At 58.5% G+C, this 23,927-nt stretch carries 22 protein-coding genes and 2 pseudogenes; 11 read left to right on the top strand and 13 right to left on the bottom strand.

Annotated elements, in window-relative coordinates:
* Nucleotides 1-369: 369 nt before the first annotated feature.
* A complete protein-coding gene (locus tag Q4E95_RS04260; protein ID WP_303382125.1) occupies nt 370-1,548 on the bottom strand; it encodes a zinc-dependent alcohol dehydrogenase in 1,179 nt (392 codons plus the stop codon).
* Between the two features lie 607 nt (nt 1,549-2,155).
* On the opposite strand from Q4E95_RS04260, the gene Q4E95_RS04265 reads away from it, so the two are divergent.
* Complete coding sequence (locus Q4E95_RS04265) at nt 2,156-2,341, top strand: hypothetical protein (protein WP_303382126.1); 186 nt, start codon at nt 2,156-2,158, stop codon at nt 2,339-2,341.
* Nucleotides 2,342-2,501: 160 nt separating this feature from the next.
* On the opposite strand, the gene Q4E95_RS04270 is transcribed toward Q4E95_RS04265, so the two are convergent.
* Complete coding sequence (locus Q4E95_RS04270; protein ID WP_303382127.1) at nt 2,502-3,410, bottom strand: helix-turn-helix domain-containing protein; 909 nt, start codon at nt 3,408-3,410, stop codon at nt 2,502-2,504.
* 123 nt (nt 3,411-3,533) lie between these two features.
* Here Q4E95_RS04270 and Q4E95_RS04275 point away from each other — a divergent pair, with 123 nt between their 5' ends.
* From Q4E95_RS04275 to Q4E95_RS04285, 3 genes are all read left to right on the top strand, one after another.
* A complete protein-coding gene (locus Q4E95_RS04275; protein ID WP_303382128.1) occupies nt 3,534-4,379 on the top strand; it encodes an SDR family NAD(P)-dependent oxidoreductase in 846 nt (281 codons plus the stop codon).
* Nucleotides 4,380-4,502: 123 nt separating this feature from the next.
* A complete protein-coding gene (locus Q4E95_RS04280) occupies nt 4,503-5,258 on the top strand; it encodes an SDR family oxidoreductase (RefSeq protein ID WP_303382129.1) in 756 nt (251 codons plus the stop codon).
* 339 nt (nt 5,259-5,597) lie between these two features.
* The gene (locus Q4E95_RS04285; RefSeq protein ID WP_303382130.1) at nt 5,598-6,209 is read left to right on the top strand and encodes a recombinase family protein; all 612 of its coding nucleotides are present in this window, start codon (nt 5,598-5,600) and stop codon (nt 6,207-6,209) included.
* Between the two features lie 194 nt (nt 6,210-6,403).
* On the opposite strand, the gene Q4E95_RS04290 is transcribed toward Q4E95_RS04285, so the two are convergent.
* Nucleotides 6,404-6,985 (bottom strand): hypothetical protein, encoded by a 582-nt coding sequence (locus Q4E95_RS04290; protein ID WP_303382131.1) that lies wholly within the window; start codon nt 6,983-6,985, stop codon nt 6,404-6,406.
* Nucleotides 6,986-7,313: 328 nt separating this feature from the next.
* Here Q4E95_RS04290 and Q4E95_RS04295 point away from each other — a divergent pair, with 328 nt between their 5' ends.
* On the top strand, nt 7,314-9,476 hold the full coding sequence (locus tag Q4E95_RS04295; protein WP_303382132.1) for a catalase: 2,163 nt from the start codon (nt 7,314-7,316) through the stop codon (nt 9,474-9,476).
* Between the two features lie 368 nt (nt 9,477-9,844).
* On the opposite strand, the pseudogene Q4E95_RS04300 reads toward Q4E95_RS04295, so the two are convergent.
* From Q4E95_RS04300 to Q4E95_RS04310, 3 genes and pseudogenes are all read right to left on the bottom strand, one after another.
* Nucleotides 9,845-9,994 (bottom strand): annotated as a pseudogene (locus tag Q4E95_RS04300) (IS3 family transposase); the annotation flags it as partial.
* Nucleotides 9,995-10,130: 136 nt separating this feature from the next.
* Complete coding sequence (locus Q4E95_RS04305; protein WP_303382133.1) at nt 10,131-10,415, bottom strand: IS3 family transposase; 285 nt, start codon at nt 10,413-10,415, stop codon at nt 10,131-10,133.
* Between the two features lie 137 nt (nt 10,416-10,552).
* Nucleotides 10,553-10,864, bottom strand: a complete 312-nt coding sequence (locus Q4E95_RS04310) for a transposase (protein ID WP_010122610.1) — start codon at nt 10,862-10,864, stop codon at nt 10,553-10,555.
* A gap of 107 nt (nt 10,865-10,971) precedes the next feature.
* On the opposite strand from Q4E95_RS04310, the gene Q4E95_RS04315 reads away from it, so the two are divergent.
* Nucleotides 10,972-11,850, top strand: a complete 879-nt coding sequence (locus Q4E95_RS04315; RefSeq protein ID WP_131386807.1) for an SDR family oxidoreductase — start codon at nt 10,972-10,974, stop codon at nt 11,848-11,850.
* Nucleotides 11,851-11,893: 43 nt separating this feature from the next.
* Here the strand turns inward: Q4E95_RS04315 and Q4E95_RS04320 are convergent, their stop codons facing one another.
* The 6 genes and pseudogenes from Q4E95_RS04320 to Q4E95_RS04345 form a co-directional block, all read right to left on the bottom strand.
* A complete protein-coding gene (locus Q4E95_RS04320) occupies nt 11,894-12,373 on the bottom strand; it encodes a hypothetical protein (RefSeq protein ID WP_303382134.1) in 480 nt (159 codons plus the stop codon).
* 12 nt (nt 12,374-12,385) lie between these two features.
* The gene (locus Q4E95_RS04325; RefSeq protein WP_303382135.1) at nt 12,386-12,559 is read right to left on the bottom strand and encodes a hypothetical protein; all 174 of its coding nucleotides are present in this window, start codon (nt 12,557-12,559) and stop codon (nt 12,386-12,388) included.
* Between the two features lie 117 nt (nt 12,560-12,676).
* Nucleotides 12,677-13,075: a low affinity iron permease family protein gene (locus Q4E95_RS04330; protein ID WP_303382136.1), complete on the bottom strand. Its 399-nt coding sequence runs from the start codon at nt 13,073-13,075 to the stop codon at nt 12,677-12,679.
* Nucleotides 13,076-13,407: 332 nt separating this feature from the next.
* Nucleotides 13,408-14,607, bottom strand: coding sequence for a YihY/virulence factor BrkB family protein (locus Q4E95_RS04335; RefSeq protein ID WP_131386805.1), 1,200 nt, complete (start codon nt 14,605-14,607; stop codon nt 13,408-13,410).
* Nucleotides 14,608-14,744: 137 nt separating this feature from the next.
* On the bottom strand, nt 14,745-15,572 hold the full coding sequence (locus tag Q4E95_RS04340) for a PRC and DUF2382 domain-containing protein (RefSeq protein ID WP_303382137.1): 828 nt from the start codon (nt 15,570-15,572) through the stop codon (nt 14,745-14,747).
* Nucleotides 15,573-16,000: 428 nt separating this feature from the next.
* Nucleotides 16,001-16,768 (bottom strand): annotated as a pseudogene (locus Q4E95_RS04345) (ISL3 family transposase); the annotation flags it as partial.
* Nucleotides 16,769-16,826: 58 nt separating this feature from the next.
* On the opposite strand from Q4E95_RS04345, the gene Q4E95_RS04350 reads away from it, so the two are divergent.
* Nucleotides 16,827-17,069, top strand: coding sequence for a hypothetical protein (locus Q4E95_RS04350; RefSeq protein WP_303382138.1), 243 nt, complete (start codon nt 16,827-16,829; stop codon nt 17,067-17,069).
* Nucleotides 17,070-17,381: 312 nt separating this feature from the next.
* Here Q4E95_RS04350 and Q4E95_RS04355 read toward each other — a convergent pair whose 3' ends face one another.
* Nucleotides 17,382-18,320 carry a hypothetical protein gene (locus tag Q4E95_RS04355; RefSeq protein WP_303382139.1) on the bottom strand — a complete coding sequence of 313 codons (939 nt, stop codon included), beginning with the start codon at nt 18,318-18,320 and terminating at the stop codon, nt 17,382-17,384.
* Nucleotides 18,321-18,986: 666 nt separating this feature from the next.
* On the opposite strand from Q4E95_RS04355, the gene Q4E95_RS04360 reads away from it, so the two are divergent.
* The 4 genes from Q4E95_RS04360 (at nt 18,987) to Q4E95_RS04375 (ending at nt 23,777) form a co-directional block, all read left to right on the top strand.
* Nucleotides 18,987-20,018, top strand: a complete 1,032-nt coding sequence (locus Q4E95_RS04360) for a DUF4062 domain-containing protein (RefSeq protein WP_303382140.1) — start codon at nt 18,987-18,989, stop codon at nt 20,016-20,018.
* A gap of 47 nt (nt 20,019-20,065) precedes the next feature.
* Nucleotides 20,066-21,088 carry a hypothetical protein gene (locus tag Q4E95_RS04365; RefSeq protein WP_303382141.1) on the top strand — a complete coding sequence of 341 codons (1,023 nt, stop codon included), beginning with the start codon at nt 20,066-20,068 and terminating at the stop codon, nt 21,086-21,088.
* Nucleotides 21,089-21,678: 590 nt separating this feature from the next.
* A complete protein-coding gene (locus Q4E95_RS04370) occupies nt 21,679-22,419 on the top strand; it encodes a hypothetical protein (protein ID WP_303382142.1) in 741 nt (246 codons plus the stop codon).
* Nucleotides 22,420-23,180: 761 nt separating this feature from the next.
* Complete coding sequence (locus Q4E95_RS04375; RefSeq protein ID WP_303382143.1) at nt 23,181-23,777, top strand: recombinase family protein; 597 nt, start codon at nt 23,181-23,183, stop codon at nt 23,775-23,777.
* The last annotated feature ends 150 nt before the right edge of the window (nt 23,778-23,927 follow it).

Raw genomic sequence — 23,927 nt, forward strand, 5'->3', positions numbered from 1 at the left:
GCGGAAAGGGCAGGGCACGATGTTTGCCCTCACGGACAGCCGAATCCGGACGCGGCCATCGTTAGTCGGGCATTCGAGACTGCTTAAGCGCCCTGGAGCAAGTACAACTGATGTCCCGAGGCGGGGCTCTTCGACCCTGGCCTAACTTTGCAACAGCACCGATACTAAGCAGATAATGGTCAAAAGACGTGTGCACAACCCTGCTCACCATATGTTCGTGCGATCGTCTCTGACATCGACAAGCGGCTCCATGCTGCCGAAGGACTACTCTGCTTTAGGAGTGGCAGCATAAAACATGCATTGTGGCCGTATTCAAGTGATGGCGGACCCAAGCCTCGCGTGAAGGCTAAGGTCCGACATGTCCAGGATTTACGGTTTGAGCACCACCTTGATGCAGCCGTCCTGCTTCTTTTGGAACTTCTCGTACATCGCCGGCGCCTCCTCCAACGGCGCGGTGTGCGTCTTGAGGTCGAGCACGCCCAGCGGATCAGACGGGTCGTCCACCAGCGGTAACAGCGTCTCGGTCCAGGAGCGCACGTTGCACTGGCCCATCCGCAGCTGGATCTGCTTGTCGAACATCGTCATCATCGGCATCGGGTCCTTCATGCCGCCGTACACGCCGCTGATTGAGATCGTCCCGCCACGGCGAACGGAGTCGATGGCGGTGTACAACGCACTCATCCGGTCCACCCCGGCCCTCTCCATTGCTTTGCGGCCCAGTGGCGACGGCAGCTTGCCGACGGCCGCCTGGGCCGCACTGGCCACCGGCGAACCGTGCGCCTCCATACCAACGGCGTCCACCACCGAGTTCGGGCCACGCCCGTCAGTCAGGTCCTTGAGCTGTTCCGCCACGCCGTCCTCGGAGGAATCCAGCGTTTCAATGCCGTAACGCTCGGCCATGGCGCGACGCTCGGGCACTGCATCCGTCGCGATCACCCGGTAGCCCAGGTGCTTGCCGATCCGGGCGCTCATCTGGCCGATGGGGCCCAGACCCAGCACTGCCAGCGAGCCGCCGTCGGGGACTGCCGCGTAGTCCACGGCCTGCCAGGCGGTGGGCACGACGTCGGAAAGAAACAGGTAGCGCTCGTCTTCGCCGACGTTGGGAACCTTGATCGCCCCGTAGTCCGCGTGCGGCACGCGCAGGTACTCCGCCTGCCCGCCGGGCACCGAGCCGTAAAGCCGCGAGTAACCGAGGAACTGGGCGCCGTTGCCGTATTCGCGGACCTGAGTGGTTTCACACTGCGACTGCAGGCCCTGGCGGCACATGAAACAGTGGCCACAGGAAATGTTGAAGGGTATGACCACCCGGTCCCCGGGCTTGATGTGAGTGACGGCCGAGCCGACCTCCTCGACTATGCCCATGGGCTCGTGGCCGATGATGTCGCCCTTGTCCATGAACGGGGTCAGCACCTCATAGAGGTGCAGGTCAGATCCGCAGATGGCAGTTGAGGTGACCCGGATGACCGCATCGGTGGGCTCCTGGATCTGTGGGTCCGGAACCTCCTCCACGCTCACCGTGTTTGACGCCTGCCAGGTCAATGCTTTCATGTGTCCTCCTTGCCAGGGCGGCCGCCTCGGGTGAAACGTCGCCACTGTTCGGTTGGTTGAGGCCGACTATACTAAAAACACGGAAGGCGGGTAGCCAATATCTCGACGGGTAGAAGCGCATGTCTCCTAAATGGTCGTGGCCTGAGCCTTACATCTCCTTGTCCAACGCACCGTGCGCGGACATATGTATAGGCGCATATGCACATACACGCACAACACCAGACGGCGAACCTCTTTCCAGAACGTCGAGCTGTGCGCAGATATGCGTATCCGCATAGACGTGTAGATTTGATCGCTTTGCGGCGACTTTTTTGTGATCACTTGGGGGCGTTAGTTCCCGATCACGAGGATGCTGGCGGCGGCTTCGATGACATCGTCGGTGATGGTCTCGGGTGCTGTTGCAAAGTTAGGCCAGGGTCGAAGAGCCCCGCCTCGGGACATCAGTTGTACTTGCTCCGGGGCGCTTAAGCAGTCGGGGATTTCAGGCAGCGCTTGCATGCCGGTGCGGCTGTGGAGAATGGGCGCGGGAATATTCCAATTCTGCTGGTTGCTAAATAGAGGGCCCCCGCTGGGATGGGCCCACGGGACTTTCGGCAGGGGCACTGGCATGGGGGCAGGCACCATCTTCTATACCGCAGGATTTCAGCAGCTGAGCAAGGCCAACCCCGAGATGAAATCCCGCATTTTTTGGACGGCCAGCACACCTGACGGCAGGAGCTTCGCCTTTCAAGCGATCGAGATCTTCCTGTGGGTGCAGTTCTCTTTTGCCTGGTCCCACGTCTTAGGTGACTGATCTGTGGTCGCCATGTTTGTGGCAGCTATTCCTGCTTCTATTCTCAACAGTCGGCATAATCGCCGGTTCGAGGGACGGTTACTGGCCGGCGCGATCGGCTTCGACCGCTCGGGTAGGGGGCTACGGTGAGTCGGACAAGGTGGAAGCCTGCCCGCGCGGCTTAGTCGGGGACGGGAGGATCCGGCAGTACAGGCTCGCGGCTAGTTTCTTCGTGGTGGGTGGTGGCCGCCCAGTTCGCGAGTAGTTGGAGCTTGTCCTGTGACGCGGAGCCCGGTTCTGTTGTGTAGACGAGCATCAGCAAACCTGTTGCGCTGGTGATCTGAAGGCCTTCGAAGGACAGGGCCATGTCGCCGACGAGGGGGTGATGGATTGCCTTGCGCCCGGTACGGTGCTCGCGGACGTTGTGGGATGCCCAGAGCGTGCGGAAGGTGTCGCTGCGGGTGGCGAGTTCCCCAATGAGGTGGCTGAGGGTGCGGTCGTGGGGTGTACGGCCGGCCTCGCGGCGAAGCAGGGCAACGGTTTGCCGTGCGGAATCGCCCCAGTCGAGGTAGAAGTCCTGTGACCGCGGATCGAGGAATACGAACCGTCCGAAGTTCGGGGGTCGTAGCGGTTGGACGTACATTTCCGAGTACAGAGCCTGGCCGAGGGTGTTGGCTGCGACAATATCGAGCCGGCCGTTCTGAATGACCACGGCGACGTCCTTCATGGCGTCGATCATCTGTCGAACTCCCGGAGGGATCTGCCCCGCCCTGGTGGGGCTGCGACGACGGGCCGCTGCGGGGCTTGGCGTTGCTGCCCTGATGAGGTTGTGCAGGTGTGCGTGCTCGGTGTCGTCGAGTTGCAGGGCGCGGCTGATGCCGTCGAGGACCGTCTCTGACACTCCGGTGGCGTTGCCGCGTTCGAGGCGCGTGTAGTACTCGACGCTGATACCGGCCATGAGGGCGACCTCCTCGCGGCGCAACCCCTTGACGCGGCGGCGGCCTCCGAAGTCAGGAAGCCCGGCCTGTTCAGGGGTCAGCCGCGCACGACGGCTCATCAGGAACTCGCGGATGTCGTTATGACTGTCCATCCTTCGACGGTACATCAGCCTGCCGCGACTAGGGGGTCCCTGGTGGTAACCGGATAAGCAGGGACTGCCTCGGGTGTGGGAAGCGAGGTTCACTGGGATCCACCGACACGAAAGGAGTCACCGATGAGTGACAGCAAGGTTTGGTTTATCACCGGCGCAGCACGCGGTATGGGTGTCGACCTCGTCACCGCGGCCCTGGCCGCCGGCCATTCGGTCGTCGCCACCGCCCGCGACGCCGCCCGTATCACCGAGGTCTTCGGCGAGCAGGAGAACCTGTTTCCGGTCACGCTGGATATCACCGACGAGAACGCCGCACACGCCGCCGTCGAGGCCGCTGTGGCGCGCTTCGGTCGGATCGATGTGCTCGTCAACAACGCTGGGTTGTTCTATGCGGGGTTTTTCGAGGAGATCAGTCCCACACAGTTCCGCCACCAGATGGAGGTGAACTTCTTCGGCCCGCTGAACGTCACTCGCGCCGTCCTCCCGGTCATGCGCCAGCAGCGCAGCGGCCAGGTCGTCACGTTCAGCTCCACCGCCGGCCTCGTCGGTCAGGAGTTCGTCGCCGCGTACTGCGCCTCGAAGTTCGCGCTCGAAGGGTGGATGGAATCCATCCGGTTCGACCTCGCCCCCTACGGCATCACCACCACCATCGTCGAGCCCGGTTTCTTCCGCACCGAGCTGCTCGTCGAAGGTTCCTCCACGCTGTGGCCGGAACTGTCGATCCCCGACTATGCCGAGCGCACCACCGCGACCATCGAGGCTTGGAAGGGCATGAACGGCAAGCAACCCGGAGACCCCGCCAAGCTCGCGGCCGCCCTGATCACCGTCCTCAACCACGACGAGCCCCCACTGCGGTGGCTCGCCGGAACCGATGCCGTCCAGACCGCGGAGCAAAAAAGCGACGACCTCCGCGCCCAGGCGAACGCCTTCCGCGAGCTGTCGACCTCCCTCAACCACGACGACGTCTGAGAAGGCGAACTCACCCTGCTGTTATCCGGGCACGGCGTCACCTCGCACCATGCCCGGATACCGGCAGCCGGTCACCTTCGGGTTGACCCGGTGTCCCCACCCATATCTGGAAGGAAACCCTGGATGAAGCTCACTGGAACCGTGGCGATCGTCACCGGCGCCAGCAGCGGTATCGGCCGCGCCACCGCCCTGCAACTTGCCGAACACGGTGCGGCCGTCTCCCTTGTCGCCCGCCGACAGGACCGCCTCGATGACCTCGCCTCCGCCATCGCACACGCCGGCGGCATGGCCTACGCAATTCCCACCGACATCACCGACCGCACCCAGGCCGAGCACGCCGTCGCGCAGACGGTTGAACGCTTCGGCCGCCTCGATATTCTGGTCAACAACGCCGGTTATATGATCCTCGGCACCGTCGTAGACGCAGACGTCGACCAATGGGACCGGATGATCGCGATCAACCAGCAAGGCCTGCTGTACATGACAAAGGCCGCGCTCCCGCACCTGCAGAAGGCGGCCGGAGAAGACCTCCGACAGGTGGCGGATATCGTGAACATCTCCTCCATCGCCGGGCGAACCTCCTATCCCACGATGGCTGCATACAACATGACGAAGTTCGGCGTAAATGGCTTCACCGAAGCCCTCCGCCAGGAACTTACCGCCAGCTATGTTCGCGTCGGTGTGCTCGAACCCGGCAAGGTCGACACGGAACTGGACTCCCACAACAGCGACGACATCCTCGCCGACATCGAGAAGAACTTCGGTGGATTTAAGATGCTCAACCCCGAAGACATCGCCGACGGGATCACCTACATGGTCACCCGCCCCGGGCACACCACCATCGGCGAACTGTGGATCATGCCCACTGAGCAGGCCTGACCCCACCCCCCCACGTCGGCTGTGGCCTCAACGGCTCTGCCAAAAACATGCCCGTGCAGTGATCCTTATCGGCCAACGCTGAGGCCCCCCTCGTTCTCCCCATCCTGGTGGAGAGAGGATCGGGGCATTCGAAGCGGAAGTTTGGTCCAGGGTTGGCGACGAAGTCACAGAGTGAAGACGGCTTCTGATATCCGCCGTTCCACTTCCAAGGAAGTGGGACACCCTTAGTAGCACTAAGCCGACAACACGTTGCCCCAGGATGGGACTGTTCCAGAAGTTATCCCACAATCATGTACCACATCATCTGCTACTAAATATACTTCTGGTACGATTCGTGCCATGGACATCGGCTACGCCCGGGTATCAACAATGAAACAAGGCCTGGACCGACAAATCGACGCCTTACGCCACGAAGGCATCGACGACAGATATATCTATATCGATAAGAAATCCGGATCCACCACCAACCGACCCGGACTCCACATAGCACTCGAGCACGCCCGCGAGGGCGATGTCATTGTTGTGCACACTCTCGACCGGTTGGGCCGCACCGTGCGAGATACTCTCAACCTCATTCACGATCTCCGAGAGCGCGGGGTCGGGGTACGCACCCTGGCTGATCCGATTCCGGTTGATTCCTCCAATCCGGATGATCCTATGGCCCAGTTAGCGGTAGTGATCTTGTCACTATTCGGGCAGATGGAACGCACCTATGCTCTCGAGAGGGCAGCTCACGCGAGAGCTGTGGCCACAGCGAAAGGCAAACGGGTTGGCCGGCCCAGTGTGGTTGATCCGGATAAGCTGCGCTATGCGGAACACTTACGCAATGAAGGGTTATCGATGCGTGAGATCGTGGAGAAAACAGGTATTGCCCGCACCACCCTCTACCGGTACCTACCACCTCGGCCGAAAGATACCCACACCGCTGACAGCCAGATGCTGACACCTTAATAAGGTGTCACGCTGGATATCTTTCTCACCGCTCACCAGGACATCGTCGGGCCCAACCCCGGGTTCGGGGTAGTTTTGCCTTGATTTGTTGGGCATTAATGTTAGAATTGCTAACATAGCCACCTGTTACGACAGGATCGGAAGACGACCCTAGGACCCCAGCCGGACGACTGGACCTAGGGTCTTCGCTTTATCTATAAGGATTCCGGTGTGGGGCGGTTGAGGATAACCTTGTCATGAAGTTGGTCCCAGTACTGCTCCTCACCCAGATACACAGAATTCAATGCACCAAGCACAATATCGGGAATCCACAATAACGGATCATCCCCACCTCGGACATGCCGTAAGCGGATACCAGCGCCTTGACCCTGGCCCTGTAAGGCAACGATATGTTCGATGTCTTTGCTGTTTTGTGCTTCCTGCCGGCCTTCCAAGGTCACGTTGCAGATACCCATAGAAGATAGCTCAAAATACATCTGTTCCAGGCATTTCCTGCGATAACGCTCGGTCTTTTTGCTTAGTTCACTGCGATGAGTGATAACGGCCTGCATGGAATCAATCGTCGATAGTGTTTCTACTATCTTGCGGCGCCGGCTGGTTCGTTCATCAGTCCAATGCAGTTTGATCTGTCCCGGAAGGAGGAGTGGACGTAACTCCGCTCGCACCTTGTCTAAGTCGTCAGACTCAAGGATTGCTGCACAGACCATGTACTCCTGATTACGCGGAGGGCGACGAGCTGAGGATTCATCGATGTAGGCAACTAGCTGGGACTTCACCCTCAAATCCTAACCCATTAGCTATCACCTCCTGCCCTCTAAGGGCGGCAACCTCCACGGTCACCGGTTGCATATCCGACCGGGAGCCCCACACATGCACGACCAGGAGAGCCCCTTTGCGTTGCACGATCGGCTTCACCCCGCGCGGTCAGAGGTGGAGGCGGAGCTGGGCCAGGTGGGCGTCGACAAGCTTGCGGACCCGGGAAACCGCCACAACATCTATCGGGATTCGACGGGCCCCAGGTGAGGGTGTAGGGGCTGGCCGGTGAGGCTGTTTTTCTCTATTCTCGCCTCTGTAACCAATAACCTACTTGTAGCAGGTGAGAAGATGGCCCCGAAGAACAATCCCGCAGCCTCCCCGCAGGGCGATAAGGCCCCCGGTACCCCGGGCAACGCCACCCCGGACAAGAACGAGCCCGCTATTCCGACCACGCCTCCCGTACGGAAAGCGGATCAGCAGGCGCCGCGGGCAGTTTCCCCGACCGGCTGCCCGTTCCACATCGGCGCCGGCGAGCCCGATCCCCGCGCCCAGCAGGGTGAGTACCTGACCACCGCTCAGGGTGCACGCCTGAGCGAGACCAGCCACTCGCTGCGCGCTGGAACCCGTGGCCCCCTGCTCATGCAGGACCACCATTTCCGCGAAAAGATCACCCACTTCGACCACGAGCGCATCCCTGAGCGCGTGGTTCACGCCCGTGGCGCAGGCGCACACGGCGTGTTCAAGGCCAATGGTGCAGCCTCTAAGATTTCCAAGGCGGGTGTGTTTACCAAGGACAAGGAAACTCCCGTATTCGTGCGCTTTTCCACTGTGCTGGGTTCCCGTGGCTCCGCCGATAGCGTGCGCGACACCCGTGGCTGGGGCGTGAAGTTCTACACCGACGAGGGCACCTGGGATCTGGTGGGCAACAACATCCCGGTTTTCTTCATCCAGGATGGCATTAAGTTCCCGGACGTCGTCCACGCCGCCAAACCGCACCCGGACCGGGAGATCCCCCAGGCGCAAAGCGCGCATGACACGTTCTGGGACTTCGCGGGTCTTCATACGGAGGCTACTCACCACACCTTCTGGAACATGTCGGACCGTGGAATCCCCCGTTCATTCCGCACCATGGAGGGCTTCGGCATCCACACCTTCCGCATGATCAACGACGCCGGTGAGACCACCCTGGTCAAGTTCCACTTCAAGCCACGTCTCGGCGTCCACTCCCAAGTGTGGGAGGAAGCGCAGATTACCGGTGGCGTGGACCCGGACTTCCACCGTCGCGATCTCGCCGATGCCATCGAGGCTGGCGCCTACCCCGAGTGGGACCTGGGTGTTCAGGTCTTCCCGGACACCAAGGAGCAGATGTTCGAGGGCATTGATCTGCTCGACCCGACGAAGATCGTCCCGGAGGAGCTCGCGCCGGTGGAGATCATCGGCACCCTGACCTTGAACAGGAACCCAGGAAACTACTTCGAGGAGACCGAGCAGGTCGCCTTCCATCCGGGCCACCTGGTTCCCGGTATTGACGTGACCAACGACCCGTTGCTGCAGGCACGCCTGTTTTCCTACCTGGACACCCAGATCAGCCGGCTGGGCGGGCCGAATTTCTCCCAGCTGCCGATCAACCGCCCGCACGCGCCCGTCAACGACAACCTCCGCGACGGCATGTACCAGCAGGGCGCGCATACGGGCGTCGCACCCTACAAGCCGAACAGCCTGGACGGGGGCAACCCCACCGAGGCGAGCGTCAACGAGGGTGCACTTATCGATGTCCCGCAACCCGTTGAGGGCCACATCACCCGTGAGAACCCGGCCTCCTTTGAGGATCATTTCTCGCAGCCACGCATGTTCTACCTGTCTCTGTCGGACGTGGAGAAGCAGCACCTGACCGACGCATTCTCTTTCGAGCTGGGCAAGTGCTACGAGGAGGCCATCAAGCTCCGGTACCTTGACGTTCTGGCCCACGTGGACCAGGTCCTGGCAGAAGCCGTCGCGGACAACCTAGGCCTGCCTCACCCGGAGCCTCAAGACGTCGCCGACGTGCAGCCATCGCCTGCTCTGTCCCAGGTGGGCGACACCTGGCCCGTCGACGGCCGTCAGGTCGCGGTTCTGATCAACTCCGGAGCAGACCTCCGTGGTGTGGGTACGCTTCTCGATACCCTCTTCGACGACGGCGTGACCCCGCTGATCGTCTCGGATAAGGGCGGCACCGTTACTACAGATGGCGCGGAGGTCTCCGTGTCGCGCACCTACCTCACCGCCCGCTCTATCGAGTTTGATGCTGTCGTGGTGGTCAACCCTCCTGCTATCCCGGAGGTGGCCACGATGTTGGGTGAATTTGAGCGCCACAAGAAGGCAATCATCCTCGCTGGGCCGGATGCCGGCGTCGCACTGGGTGCTGCTCGCGTCGAAGTCAACCAGCCCGGTATCGTCGCCGTCGCCTCTCCTTCCCAGGCTGCGGACCCGGTGACGGAGCTTCTCGCCTCTCACCGCGTCTGGGAGCGGTAGGAGGAAAATGTTGATATCGTGGCACCCGGAAAATTGCCTGATCTGCCGGGTGCCATGATGAGACTCACTTGATGATTGCGTTGTGGAACAGTCGTACAGTCCTGTCGAATCGGTGCGTGAATGTGTTTGTACCGTGCTGCCCGGCATTTTCTTTCTTCTGGCGGGTTAAACGTGGGCGCAAGAGACGAGAAGATGAAGGAAGGACCTGATCCCTGTTAGGTGTCTACCAAACAGGGATCAGGTCCTTCTGGTGCTCATGCTATTGCTACTCGTAATGCTGAGGTGTACCAGCGTAATGGGTGGTCTGCTGGGTGGATGGGGTCTCCACTTGGTGGTGAAGTTCCTGTTACTGGTTCGAATGATCTCCCAATCGCAAAACGCACCAATCTGCGAGAATAGCAATCAATGACCGTAGCCAGATACATGTTCGTGCCATCTGCGATCGGTAGGTAAGTAATATCGCCGACGTAAACTTCATGTGCTGCTAGTGCGTTAAAATGACGTTTGACCAGGTCAGGGAAGACAGGGGTCAGGTCCCCGAGGTATCTTTCTCTGCCTGGATTAGGAAGTGACATGGTGATAACTATTGTGCACCAAAAACTGTTACGTTAAGTGTTTCTAACACCTTTAGGATGACCTAGAATAAATGACGGATTAGGTGAAGTCCGCGACCCACACCAGGTTCGGTGCCGCTGCGGTGAAGTCCCGGTGCAGCAGATCCAACGCCCGGTCCTCAGGCTGGTTCTTCTTGCTTCGTGACGGTGACTTGCGCCTGCTCACCCCGGCCATTCCGGCGACACCCATCAGCCGGTCGACGGTGCAGTGCGCCACCTCGTGGCCGAGGCGCCGCAGGTGGGCAACCATTTTCCGCCGTCCGTACAACGATTCCGGGGTACCTTTCAGCCCGTGGAGGGTGTCCAGCAGTTGCGCATCGGACACCGTCCTGGGCGACGGGCCGGTGGCCCTGGCGTGGCGGTAGGTCCGCGCCGCGATCGCCACACCCTGCCCCCGCAGGACCCGGCAGATCGACTCGACGGCGTGGCCTTAGCTTCTCATCTGGTCGATGAACCCGATGATCAGCGGTTTCGGGGGTCGAGTTCCCCGGCGAAGAAAACCGTCGCCGCCTTGAGGATCTCGTTGGATTCCCGCAGTCGCTTGATTTCCTTGCGCAGGCGCCGGATCTCCTCGTTGTCACCGGTGGTGACACCGGGGGCGTCTCCGGCGTCGATGTCGGCCTGGCGGGCCCAGTTGCGCAGCGTCTCACGCGAGACTCCGAGCTCGTCACCGAGAGCGCGGCACACCGCAGTCATTGACGGGTAGTCACTGCGTTGCTGCTGCACCAGGCGGATGGCCCGGGCCTTGAACTCCGGGTCGTAGTGCTTGTTCATGTTGTTGATCCTTCCTCATTGGAAGGCGGCAAGATACCCGTGACGGTTCAAATACCCCTACAATGGATCATGGCCAAAGATTCGTTCGAGGAAAGAGGCGAAGAACAATGCCAAAAGATCCACGTACGCTATACCCAACCGTTGACCCCGACAAACAAACCCAACCCGAACCAGGCCTTGACGTTGAACTGTCACCACAAGCAGATATCGGCTTGGACAGCTACACAGGACACGGCAGGTTGCAGGGCCGGAAAGCTTTAATCACTGGCGGCGATTCCGGAATCGGTGCAGCCGTAGCCATCGCTTATGCCCGCGAAGGTGCAGACGTAGCCATTGCTTATCTGCCAGAAGAACAGCCTGATGCTGATCGCGTGATCAAAGCTATTGAAGACGCAGGACAAAAGGCTTTCGCCTACCCAGGTGATATCAAAGACGCCGACTACTGCCGCACGCTGGTTGATAAAACTGTCGAAGCTCTCGGCGGCCTAGACATCTTGGTCAACAATGCTTCACGCCAAGTGTGGGCCGACGGCCTAACTAACATTGATGATGAAGATTTTCATCAAACCATGCAGGTCAATCTGTACGGGACATTTCGCGTCACCAAGGCCGCTATCCCTCACCTAAAGCCTGGTTCTTCCATCATTTTCACATCCTCGATCCAGGCTTATGAACCTTCAGCAACCTTGCTGGACTATGCCATGACGAAGGCCGCTATGAACAACCTGTCCAAGGGCTTGGCCACCAGCCTTATTGACCAAGGCATTCGCGTAAACTCTGTGGCACCAGGGCCATTTTGGACTCCGCTGCAGCCAAGCCACGGCCAACCGCAGGAAAAGATTGAAGGTTTTGGCCAGCACGCACCAATCGGCAGGGCTGGCCATCCAGTCGAGTTAGCCGGCGCTTACGTCTTCCTAGCATCTGATGAAGCAAGCTATGTAGCCGGTGAAACCCTGGGCGTTACCGGAGGAACACCCACCCCTTAAGCGACACAGCTCTCATGAAGCTGCAACTGCGCTGATCGAAAACCTATCCAGTACCGCTCTCGGCTTGATTCTCGTCCGAGGGCGGTACTTGTTGGTTGTCTAGATCTTCCACCACTGCTACGACTGTGTCCTGCAATTTCCAGTCCAATTCTTCAATCTGGTTTCGCAAATGGGCAGTTTCTTCCGGAGTAGGCACGTAATTAGATACTGGAACGACAAACATTTCCGTATGGAAGATGTGCCCCTGGTCGCGAATGCGCGCCCGGGCTTGCAAGACCCAACCCGTCTCGCGTGCAAGTTGCTCCACTTCTTCAGTCAGTGGGTGCGATTCAGAGTTATCGTAACGAGTAGCCCGTGCATCACTGAGTCCTGATACTGCTGCCTTGATGTTTGTGACCCCAACTTTCACGATGGACACTGAAATTACCAATGCTGCAATCGAGTCAGCCCACCAGAATCCGAGACCAATACCGAGTACACCAATAGCAGTTGCAGCTGCGGTACCCCAATCTGCCTTTGCCATATCAGCATCAGCTTAAAGCAACTTATCGTGTAATTCTTTGGCCAGTCGAAGTTTCATTCGTCCGAGAATAACCATCGGGATAGCGGTATGGTCATGACTGCAGGGGCCAGGCTTTTGGTGGTGCTCGTGGGCGGCCAGAGTCAGCGCCGCGGCAGCCAGGATGTGTGCCTGAAGATCATCGCTCATGCCGGTCACTTCTCCTGCCTTCCTCTTGATGTGCGCCTACCTGTGGTCGGGGAATCGCCGGGCATGCTGGTGGGCGTATCGTAGATTCTTTCACTTCCTGAGTCCACGGCCTGGGTGTCACCGCCTGCGCTGGGAAGAGTTGTCCTGGGGTGGGGTGATCTGTTCATTGAGTGCCTCGAGTTCGGCTTCTCCGCGGTTTTCCGCGTCATAGACCATCGGGTCGGTGATGTTGTGCTCACGCATGAGGATGTCGAGCTTGAGGTGTATCGCCGCGCTGTCACGGTTCTGGGTGTTTTGGATGATAAACACCATCAGGAAGGTCACCAGGGTGGTGCCGGTGTTGATGATCAGCTGCCAGGTATCAGAAAACCCCAGGACCGGCCCGCTGGCAGCCCACAGCACGATGGCGATGACCGCCACGATAAACACCCCGGGTTTGCCGAGGTAATCAGCGGTGGCGGTGGTAAACCGGGTAAAAGTTTTCCGGGCACCGGCCGGGGACAAATGATCCGGCATGACAGCCTCCTGACATAAGGTCGGCCAACCTATAACCGACAGTGAATACAACCTATTCATCATACCCGGCTCCTCCCGTAACCCGATGCCCAGGTCACAGGGACAGTCCCGGGGGCACCACCTTGCGGTGCCCGGCTGGTTGCCCTCGCTAGGCTGACACACACCCTGGAGGTGATGGAGGTGTCTCAGCGGTGCACCGACGCGGCGAGGCGGTCAGGATCATCTGCCCACCCTGGGTCGGCGGCACGGTTGATGGCCCGCCGGTTACCTGGCGGGGTGGACAAGGCCAAGAGGAAGGCAGGGACCCGGATAAAGAAGGGGGAACAAGAGGACTACGGCCGGTGGGCGGTACTGCCCGAAGAACCCCTGTCGTCGGGGACTGGCGCATCATGGTCCTGGGGGTCATCGGCTTTTTCCGAGGTGGCAGCGTGGGAGTCCTGATTGTGGGTGGCGCGCAGTTCCCGGCCCTGGGATTCGAGCCGTTCGCGTATCTTCTGCTGTTTTTCCACCTTGGCGGTGTCGCGCGGGGGGAGCTGGATGTTGTCTTCTGCCGCAATATCGCCCTGCAGCTGGCGGGCGCGTTCAACCTCGGCGTCGATCTCCACGCCCAGCAGCAGGACGATGTTGAACACCCACAGGGTAAACAGCAGGGCCATGACACCGCCGATCGTGCCGTAGGAGCTGTACCCGCCCAGGTACGAGAAGTACAGGTAGAGCAGGCCCGCGGCTGCGGCGATGCCGATGATCGCGACGATCGAGCCCAGGCTGACCCACCGGAACTTCGGCTGCCGGACGTTCGGGGTGAAGTAGTAGAGCACGGCGATGAGGAGGACGAGCAGGACCAGGATCACCGGCCATTTCACCCACGCCCAGACGGGCAGGAAGGTGCCCATGAGGAAGTCGAGGACTCCGCCCAGGCCGAAGGATGCCGCGACGGGGCCGAGCAGCCCGGAGACCACGGTCTCGTTGAGCACGAGGCAGATGAGGATGAGCACGATCCCCAGCAGCAGGACAAGGGTGGTTGCCAGCATGGTGCCGGTCAGTGTGATCAGCCCGCGGCCCTCAGCACGCTCGTAGATGGTGTTGGTGCTGCGGGAGAACGCTTTCACGTACGCAGAGGCTGACCACAGGGCGGTGGCGACACCGATGATCAGGGCAACAATGCCGCCGGTGGTGGAGACGGTGATGGTGTCGATTAGATCGATGACCAGGTCCTGGTAGTCGGTGGGTACGTAGGTGGTGGTGAAGTCCTCGGCCAGGGTGGTCACTGCGCCCGCGTTGCTGGCCAGCACCAGGGACAGCAGGGAGAACACCGCAAGCATCGACGGTGCCAGGGACAGCACGGTGAAGTAGGTGAGCATGGCCGCCAGGTCCGTGCCGCCGTCGGCGAGGAACTCCTGCCCGGACCTCTTCACGGCGTATTTCCAGCTGGCGGAGGTGAGCTTCGGCGGAGAATCGGGTTTTGTGTCACTGTCGGGGGCGGGGGCGTCAACCGCGTCCAATGTGTCGTCGATGTTTTCCTGGACAGCCATGAAGGAAGATCCTCTCATCAGTCACATAACGGTGAGTGAATATGTCGGGGGGTGGCAGGGGTGAGGTGGGGATGCAGTCAGGCCCTGACCGACCACACGGGGTCGGGCAGGGCCTGGACAAAAGCAGGGCGCGGTGTTTAGCGGCGCAGGGTGGGATCCTCGTCGATGTCGCCGGTGATCTCGCGGTCGCCGTCGATCTCGAGTTCCTCACGGGCGACGTCCTCGCGGACGGTTTCGGTCTCCCGGACGGTCTCCTTGTGCAGGCTGACCTCCTCGACCGGGACGGTTTCCTTGGTCACGGTCACCCGCTCCTCGGACAGGGTGACCGATACCTCATCTTCGGTGAGATCGCCGCCGCGCACAGCGTGCGCATCATCGGCGTCGATGGGGGTGCGTTCGATGCGGACTTCTTCGCGCTGGACGGGGACCTCGACGGTTTCGGTGTCGTGGACGACATACTTGCGCAGACGCACCTGACCGGTCTCCACGCGCTGCTTGTCGACGTTGACCCGCTCCTCCGACAGCGTCATCGAATCAGCGTCCGTGGTGTCTACACCGGTGTCAACACGCTCGTGCTTACGCTCCACATCTACTCCGCCGGCCAGATCAGCGCGGTCACGGTCGTAGTCGGCGTCGTAGGTTTCCAAGTTGTCGGTGCCCTCCAGGCCGTAGTGACGGTAGATGACCGCCTGGTCCTCGTCGGAGAGGTGGGCCTCGGAATCAAAATCCGGGGCATCGGCGATGCGGTCCTTGGTGAACCCCAGGCGCAGCTCGTCACCGGTGAGCTGGTGGCCGCGCAGCGGCACCAGGCTGGAGCTCATGCCGAACAGACCGTGGCCGACCTCAACGAAATCGGGCTGGCCGGTGGCGTCGTTGATGTAGACCTGCTTGACGGAACCGAGCTTGTCCCCGGTGCTGTCGTAAGCGGTGGCGTTGGCAAGCTCCTGGATGTTGCGATTGACCATGATATGCTCCTTGGGTGTTCTCGATTGTCAGGCTGGGCGATCAGAACCTGCCACGAAAGCAAGATCCTACTCGCCACCTGAAGGCGGACCTGCCCCAGTCTAGCAAGTCATCCGGCCGCGTGTGTGACCAGAGACATAGTTGGTTGTCAGTTGACGGCCTTCCTTCAGTGTTCTCACAGCAACACGGTGCCGACATGCCCTTCCATCCCCGCGCTGGGGCCATCTGGAGTAGAACCCACCCGGTGGTCGGCGCCGGAGGAAGACGGCCCGGGTCCGGGCCACCATAATTTCCTAGATGTGATCTATTGATATTGTCGGGTTCGTGGAGGAGGGTGAGGAGGATGCTTACTGATCAGGATGTGTTGTATGCCTTCGGTATCCGCCTGCAGGTGGCCCGGGAGTCGGTGGGATTATCGGCTCTTCACGATCTAGAGTGCGTTGATCCGGTTTTGCAGCTGTCCGGAGTGAATCAGGCACCGCAAGATGTAGTTGTCCAGGTTCCTGAAGCCCAGAGCGATACCACGCAGGTGCTCGAGCCTGCCGTTGATCTCTTCCACAGGGCCGTTGGATGCGCCGATGTCGAAGTAGGCGAGCACGTCCTCACGCCGGCGCCACAGCGTCCGACCCAGCTGGGCGAGCTCCTCCAGCCCTGCGGGCAGCTCCTTGTGCAGGGTGTTAATGATCCGTTCCATCAGCTTCTTCCCCTCTGATTTCTTCGGATGCTCGTACGCCTGAATCATGTCCTGGTAGAACATCCAGGTCACCTCCAGAGCAACGTACTCATCGTCGGTGGCCCACAACAGGTCCAGTCGTTGCTTCTGCCGGACCGTGAGGTAGTTCGTCCTGGTCAATAGGGTGCGACGGTATTTGTACAATGGATCGTCCTTGCGTCCCCGACGCCCGGCGGTCTCTCGCTGGAGTCGTTGCCGACAGCCGGTGAGTTTGTCCGCAGCCAGGTGCACGAGGTGGAAGGGGTCCATCACTTTGGTGGCGGCAGGTAGTGCCTCGTCCACCGCGGTGGCGTAGCCGGCGAAGCCGTCCATGGTCACCACCTGCACGTTGGTCCGGAATCCTGGGGTGCACTGATTGAGCCAGGTCCGTAGGACTTCTGCGCTGCGTCCCGGGCGCATGTCCAGCAGTCGGGCGGGCCCACGGCCGTCCACCAGTGGGGTCAAATCCACCAGGACCGTCACGAACGACGGCTAAACCGGCCTGGGTTGGTGAGAGGGCATGATGTAATGCAGGAGGAACATCATGGCTATCAGCCCCTACGACCAGGAGACCTGTCAGCGGGCGGTACGCCTGTACTTCGAGGAGCTCGCTGACGGCGCTTCATCCAAGGCAGCTGCACTACGCGCTGTCGAAGCTGTCATCGGCATCAAAACATCGACTATCCGCAACTGGGTACGCGCAGAAGAGAATAAGGTGGGCGTCGCCGTCGAGCAATCCGACGCCGAGAAAGACGCGGAACTTGCGGCCCTGCGCAAACCGGGATGAGCCGAGAAAGCCTTCACTAGGCCCTGTTCGCGGACGGTGCCGCCCCACCACCGTCATTAAGGTTTCCGCACCCTTGAACTTCGACTGTGCTTCGCAGGTTATCGCCTGGCATAGCGGCCCTGTGAGTCCGTGATCTGGATAAGTCAACAGGTCGCGCCATGCCAGCCGTCAGTGACACCGTCGGCTTCAATCTGACGGCCGCTTAGTGCCCGTCATGCAGACGACTCCTGAAACGGCAATCATCCCGACGGGTATGTCACAGAACACGGCGAGCAGAGGAAGGTACTTGGCCTTGCGTGACCCAAGATCGAATTAGATATAGATCGCGAGGGGCAGAACCTGAACCAGAGGCCCCTTAATTTTTACTGGGGGAAGTGGATTTCTAAGCACTTCTGAACTAAAAGTATCGATGAGAGTAGTCCAGATTTCAGTCATCCCGGATAACTGTGCGGAAGCGCCGCGCCTTAAAACTGATATCTCTTCGGTGTTATCCGGAAAAACAGCAGTCACCTTACCTACAACTTTGAACTGCCCATCAACGATTGCGGCACGTGAAGCGGCTGAAAAATAAGTTCGATCTGCCGTGAGGATTGCCGCGTAGCGCTCCCCGTACGCTACTAAATCCACTACAGGTGATGATTCTTGATCCTGTTTAATCACCTCCACTATTGCCTTGATCGCATCTATTCCCATGACCTCGTTCGATCGATTATTATTGGAGTGATTGGGAGACTTCTTCTTTTGGCTCTGCTGCTGATTCCGAGATGGGGCAGGCTGACCAGGTTGGCCCAGTTCCATTAATGGCAGAATTCCCTCAATGGTGGCTAATGCAACTTCAAGAGGGCTCTCCGTGATTTTCGCATTAAAGATAATAAGGTCGCCATTTTCAATGTCACTGATATCAGGGTTGATCTTGACGGCCTCGGCTTCTGTGAGACCTTGAATAAGCAGACTAAACAGTGATGCCACGGTGTGTTGTCGGATGAAGGATTCCTCGACAGATTTTTCTTTCTCGCTGGTCCTAGCCAATTCACCTGTCGCGCTAACCTTAAGCCCGAGAATGGCGAGGATACTCTCCGTTCCACCGTCGGCGTGTCCGGAAACATCAAACGAGCTGTTCTTGGCTCGATTTTCAGTCACTGCTGAACCAAGCGAAACTCCATCTTTCATGGTCGCAATGAAACTGAGAAGCATCGGAGTGTCGAGATAGACCGGGTGTGCAAGGGTCAGTCGATTCTTTGAAGGCGCCATGAAAAAAGTTTAGACCAGGCGCTTGACCCTCGCAGGAAATGCAGAATAGTTGTACGGGTCAGCTTCATTAACCCATATTTTCTTGAGAGATAACACAGGGAGCCCAAGGCTTTTCCGGCATCGACGAGGAGGGAGTTGTTGCGCACCCCCCAATCGTTTTGTTGGGGTATACAATGCGCGACGATCCGTCTCTGTACCAACAATGGAGCGCGCGTTATCCACGGTTACGCCCTGGGCGCGATAGGCCGTGGAGGCATGCTCCAAATGTAGAATGGTCTTCCTTGTCGATATGGAGAGTGCACAGGGTGAATGGAACACTAGGTCAATCGCCAATGCTGATCCATCCTCCAAAGAGCATGAGCGAGCCATGGGCTCTGGACTGTGCTGAATGGTTAAGCCGGGAATGCCTCCTTGGCCCCACAAATGGAGTGAGGGAATCGTCTATTTGAAAGCAGGCAGTCTACGAGCTTGTCAGGAGCTACCCTAATTTCCAGACGGCCCAACAAACTAAGATGGATTCGGTCACCCCAGCCATTCTGTAGGGCATTTCTGGGCCGGGGTCAGCGTCCACCAAATAGGGGACGAGCCTGTTACACCCGTAGCCACTCAGAGCACGGGTTGGCCTGTTTATGAGTGCCTGTTATGTGCTCGATTAGAATTCGAAGCATGGACAGGCGTTATCAGGTATTCATCAGCTCCACCTTCACCGATCTTATCGACGAACGTCGTGAGATTATGCAGGCGCTGCTTGAGATGGACTGCCTACCAGCAGGCATGGAATTGTTCCCCGCGGGAAATACTGATCAGTGGACTCTGATCAAGGGTGTTATCGAGCAAAGCGATTACTACCTGGTGGTCCTGGGCGGTCGATACGGTTCGGTCACTGAAGAGGGCATCAGTTACACCGAGAAGGAGTACGACTACGCGATCGAGCTCGGTATCCCGGTCATGGGTTTCGTCCCTGCTGAGCCTGACTTGATCCCGGTCGGAAAGACCGACAAAGATGGCAAAGCAGCCGAAAGGCTCGCGGAGTTCCGCACGAAAGTCCAGTTAAAGATGACGCGTGACTGGTCAAATGCTGAGGACCTCGGTTCGAAAGTCACTCGTGGCCTCATGCACCTCATCAAAAACAATCCTCGCCCTGGGTGGATACGCGGGGATCAGGCGATGACACCGGAGACCCGGGCCGAGATCGCTGAGCTCAAAGCAAGAGTTGCCCAGTTCGAGAAGAAAGAAGTGGAGAATTCCGCCGCGACCTCTACGCACATCGATGAGTCATTTGCTCACGGACAAGAAAAAATCGAAATTTCGCTGAAGTACAAGGGATATAGCCAGAGCCGTGGCCGCACCGAAGAAGTCTGTGAACTCACCTACACGTGGGACGACATCATGGAGGTTGTTGGCCCATTCATGATTGACGAGGCCCCTGAGCCCGCGCTCCGCAATACCATTAACAGCCATATGCTCAGTGAGATTCAAAACAACGTCGACAATTGGATAAGCGATATGCGCCAAGCGACGGCAGAAATCTCGGATAAGTCTTGGGGATCAATCATTGTCCAGTTGAGGGCACTGCGCCTAATTACTACGGGCACGAAGAAGCGCACGGTAAGCGATAAAGCTGTGTATTGGAAGCTTACGCAGGCCGGGGACGACTACCTGGTGTCTCTCCGGGCTGTACCGACCGGCTTCGTCTAGTAACAGAAGTAGCAAATAACCTGTTCCGGGGTGGAGGTAATGACGTAATGAGTGGTTTCAACTTTTTCGACGCTGTCTTCACAGATTCTCCAAAGGCGGCACCGAAGGTTTCCGTACGTACATTTCGGAGGGCCATTGAAGAAGCGCTCATGACCTACACGCGGAATGACCTCGAGATCGTGTTGGCTGAGGAGTTCCGGTTGTCATGGCCGAAGGTGGATCATCAGCCAACCAATGACGGGTACACCAAGCGTGATGTCATCCAGTTGTACACCGAGGGCTGGGATCTTCCCCGCCTCGTGGCGCTGGCGCGACGTATCGTTGCTGAGCTCGACGTAGCCGACAGCCTGCTTGCCGATCTGACTGCTTTGCTCGCAGAATATGACCGTGGTGGGGGTGTCGGCGCACCGGCGAAGAACTTGATTTTCGCCGCGAATGGACCCAAGCCCGAGCTAGTGCTCCGCGATGCCGTCAACAACGACATAGAGATCGTCCGCAACGGCGAATACTGCCTCGTGTTCGACCAGCCGATCCCGGACGATGGCCTGACATACAACAATCTGATCGAGTGGTGGCGAAAGCGCCAGGGCATCGCCGATACTGTACCAACTCGGGACGTCGGGGTGGATTTGCACAAGCGCCTGCGAGCATCACTGGGAGACAACCCGGTCGAGCGGCTGGTCTTCGACACCTATGCGGCACGCTACAAGGGCGATCAATTCGGCATTCCGGCTCTGATCCCGCAGGTCTATCTGCATTTCGATCCCACGACCCAGTTGGCTCGTCGGGCTGCCGGCCAGAGCGGTAGTCCGCTGGCGCGACAGCGGATGGACTTTCTTATTCTGTTCTCTAGCAGGCATCGCGTCGTCCTCGAGGTCGACGGGAAGCATCACTACGCGAAGGGTGAGATCGCGAGCCCTGCCCTCTATAGTGAAATGGTTGCCGAAGATCGACGGCTTAAGATCGCCGGGTACGAGGTCTACCGGTTTGGCGGGGCAGAGTTGATGAAAGATGGCGCAAACAGAATGCTCGCCGAGTTCTTCGACCAGCTTGCCGAGCGCATGCGTTGAGCGACTACGCATGCATTCATTAATCGTCGATTCTGGCCTGGCAGATACTGAGTGATAGCCGAGGGCATCAAATCAAGATAAACGGCATGTCGGTCCCGTTGTAGTCTAGGTCCGCGGCCATACACACCGGATGTAGAATAGCTGCGTCGGAAGTTATCGCTTGCCGTGATGCTCAACGTTTGCGAGTCCGAGGGTGCGGGCTAGTTCAGGGTATGACGGCAGTGCAGCCCGAGCTCGCCGGCGGCGTGGCTCACGCTGGCGCCGTTGTGGATCCGGTCGACCAGGACCTGCTTATCGGTGTCAGTCAATGAACGGAATGGGCCGTCGTTGGCCATGTGAGTTGTTCCCTGCAGGTTTCAGAGTGTTGCAACGACTCCTAGAACGGGGCCATACCAAGAAAAGTAAAACGCTCCCGCACGATGCTTCAGACAAAAGCCTGGTATTCGCGACGACAGCGTTTTTGGGAATGGGGTCAGTAAGCCTGGCGGCTCCTGCCCTCTCGTCTATGAGATTATACGATAATGACTTTTACTTCAATTCACGGCAAACCAAGGGAGATTCGGCTCGTAAGTCGTCTGGGTCAGGATAGGATGAAGCCTTATCTTGTCGCGACTGATCACCACGCCAAGCGGGCTCTCGCCTTATATCGGTGGAATGGGGAAGCCTCAGCATCCTTTTGGCAACTCATCTCCGTGGCAGAAGTCCTCCTGCGCAATTGTCTGGATGAACGGATCGGGGAGTGGTGCCAGGATAACGGTGGCCACCGCGACTGGCTGCTCGACCCAGAAGCTATGCCTCAACCGTTGAGAGCAGAGTTTTCCGGCAAGGTTAAAACTTTCCGCAGCTATGCTCTCAACGCCAAGGGTAACCGAGATAGCGGAGGAGGAATCACCGTTGATGCTCCACACCCGCGGGCGGGGCACCCACTTGCCAATGGCGACGTCCTTGCTCAGATAACCCTAGGAGTCTGGGGGGAACACTTCGCCCCCCAGACACCAAAGACACTTCCCGACGAGACATTGCAATACCTTCCCGACGAAACGACCTACTACCGCAGGCTTGAACTCTGGAACGATGTCGTCAGCGCGGCCTTTCCCAAAGACACTGACCCTGGTGAACTATCTCACCGGCTCAATCGTCTCAAGCTGTTTCGCAACCGTATTGCCCATCATGAGCCCATTCTTAGCGTGGATACTGAACGACACCGGAACGAGTTGTTGACCCTTCTCGAAGAAATCGATCCAACTATTCGAGAGTGGTACCTAGGTAACGATCCCATCCCAGAGATCCTGGCAAAGGATCCACGTGAACGCCGAAAACGCCGCAGATAGTTCCCTAGGCCCTATTGATGGGACTCCGAAATATTTGTTGATGCCTGTATCGTTGTTGCCAATCTTCTATAAGTCGCATTTGGGTATACCCTAGTGAGACATGTTGTTCAGAAACATTTTTGCTGTATCACTATGTCCCAATTCTTAATTTTGATACACTTCTCATTAAAGCCAATAACCCTAATGAGACAAAAGGGAACATCATGCCACGACTCGGAACCCTGCTAAATGAGATGGGTGTTCCCACCCATAAAATTCAGATCGTCCGCAAGGGCAAAAAGACAACACAGATTCATTACCCCATAAACAACGGTCGAGACTGGGACTATAAAACAGCATCAGTCGATACCAATCTCATTCTCGACGATGGGGGAGAACGCTGGGATCAGTATTCCCACAACCGGAGCCATGCCACCTGGGCACCCAACGGCACGGTTAAAGGACGCCTCAAGGTCAGTCGCGTGTACACCCATTACACACGGGCGAAAATATATGAGGGTAACAAGAAGTGGTCCAAGGTCGAGCAGTTCATAACCAGCGACATCATCTTTGACGGTGGAGCAAGAGCCGGGTGGAAATCCCCCGAACAGCTCAAAGAAGCTCTCAAAAAGGACACTGCCGCAGGCCAAGACAACACAGTGGAGACAAAAGCAGTAGACAGTACAGCTCAAGACGTCTCACCTGCGGCTGCGACACCACCATCTTCGACTGTGACCCCACAGGAGCAAGCACTGGAAACTCCAGCACAGGAGAATGTAGCCTTGGTTGAGAAAACTCCAGGTCAACGGGTGTCCTATGTGCGAGTATCAAGCGCTGACCAGCATGTTGATCGTCAGCGGGAATCCATTGGACGCGTGGATCGAGAATTTATGGACAAGATCTCCGCTCGCTCACGCAAAGACCGCCAAGGTTTAGAAGATTGTCTGGCGTATCTGCGTGCTGGTGACACTTTAGTGGTGGCTTCGATTGATCGTCTCGCTAGATCACTGGTGGATTTGCAGCAACTGATTAGTCAGATCACTGCTAAGGGGGCGAGTGTGGAGTTTTTGAAAGAGAATCTCTCGTTTTCTTCTGAAAAGTCTGATCCTCGTGCGCAGCTCATGTTGGGTGTGCTGGGGTCGTTTGCAGAGTTTGAGCGTTCCATTATTCGGGAGCGTCAGGCTGAGGGGATTGCGTTGGCGAAGAAGGCCGGCAAATATGCTGGGCGGAAAAAGGCTTTAACCGCAGAGCAGGTGGTGGATGCTAAGGCGCGTGTTGCGGCGGGGGAGTCGAAAACCCAGATCGCTGAGGACTTCGGTGTTTCAAGGGCGACTCTGTACCGGGCACTGTCTGAGAACACTGCGGAAAATCAGAAATAATCACGCCCATGATGTGAGCATTATGAGGTGCGTTTCTGATCGCTAGGTCGGGGGTCTTATTTCTTTTGTGGCCTCAAAGGAAACCTTCGGCATTCGGTGCTGTTGCAAAGTTGGGGTAGTAGGAAGCCCTGCGTGAAATAATCACAACCA

It is taken from the genome of Kocuria sp. (assembly GCF_030536815.1).
Lineage (GTDB): Bacteria > Actinomycetota > Actinomycetes > Actinomycetales > Micrococcaceae > Kocuria > Kocuria gwangalliensis.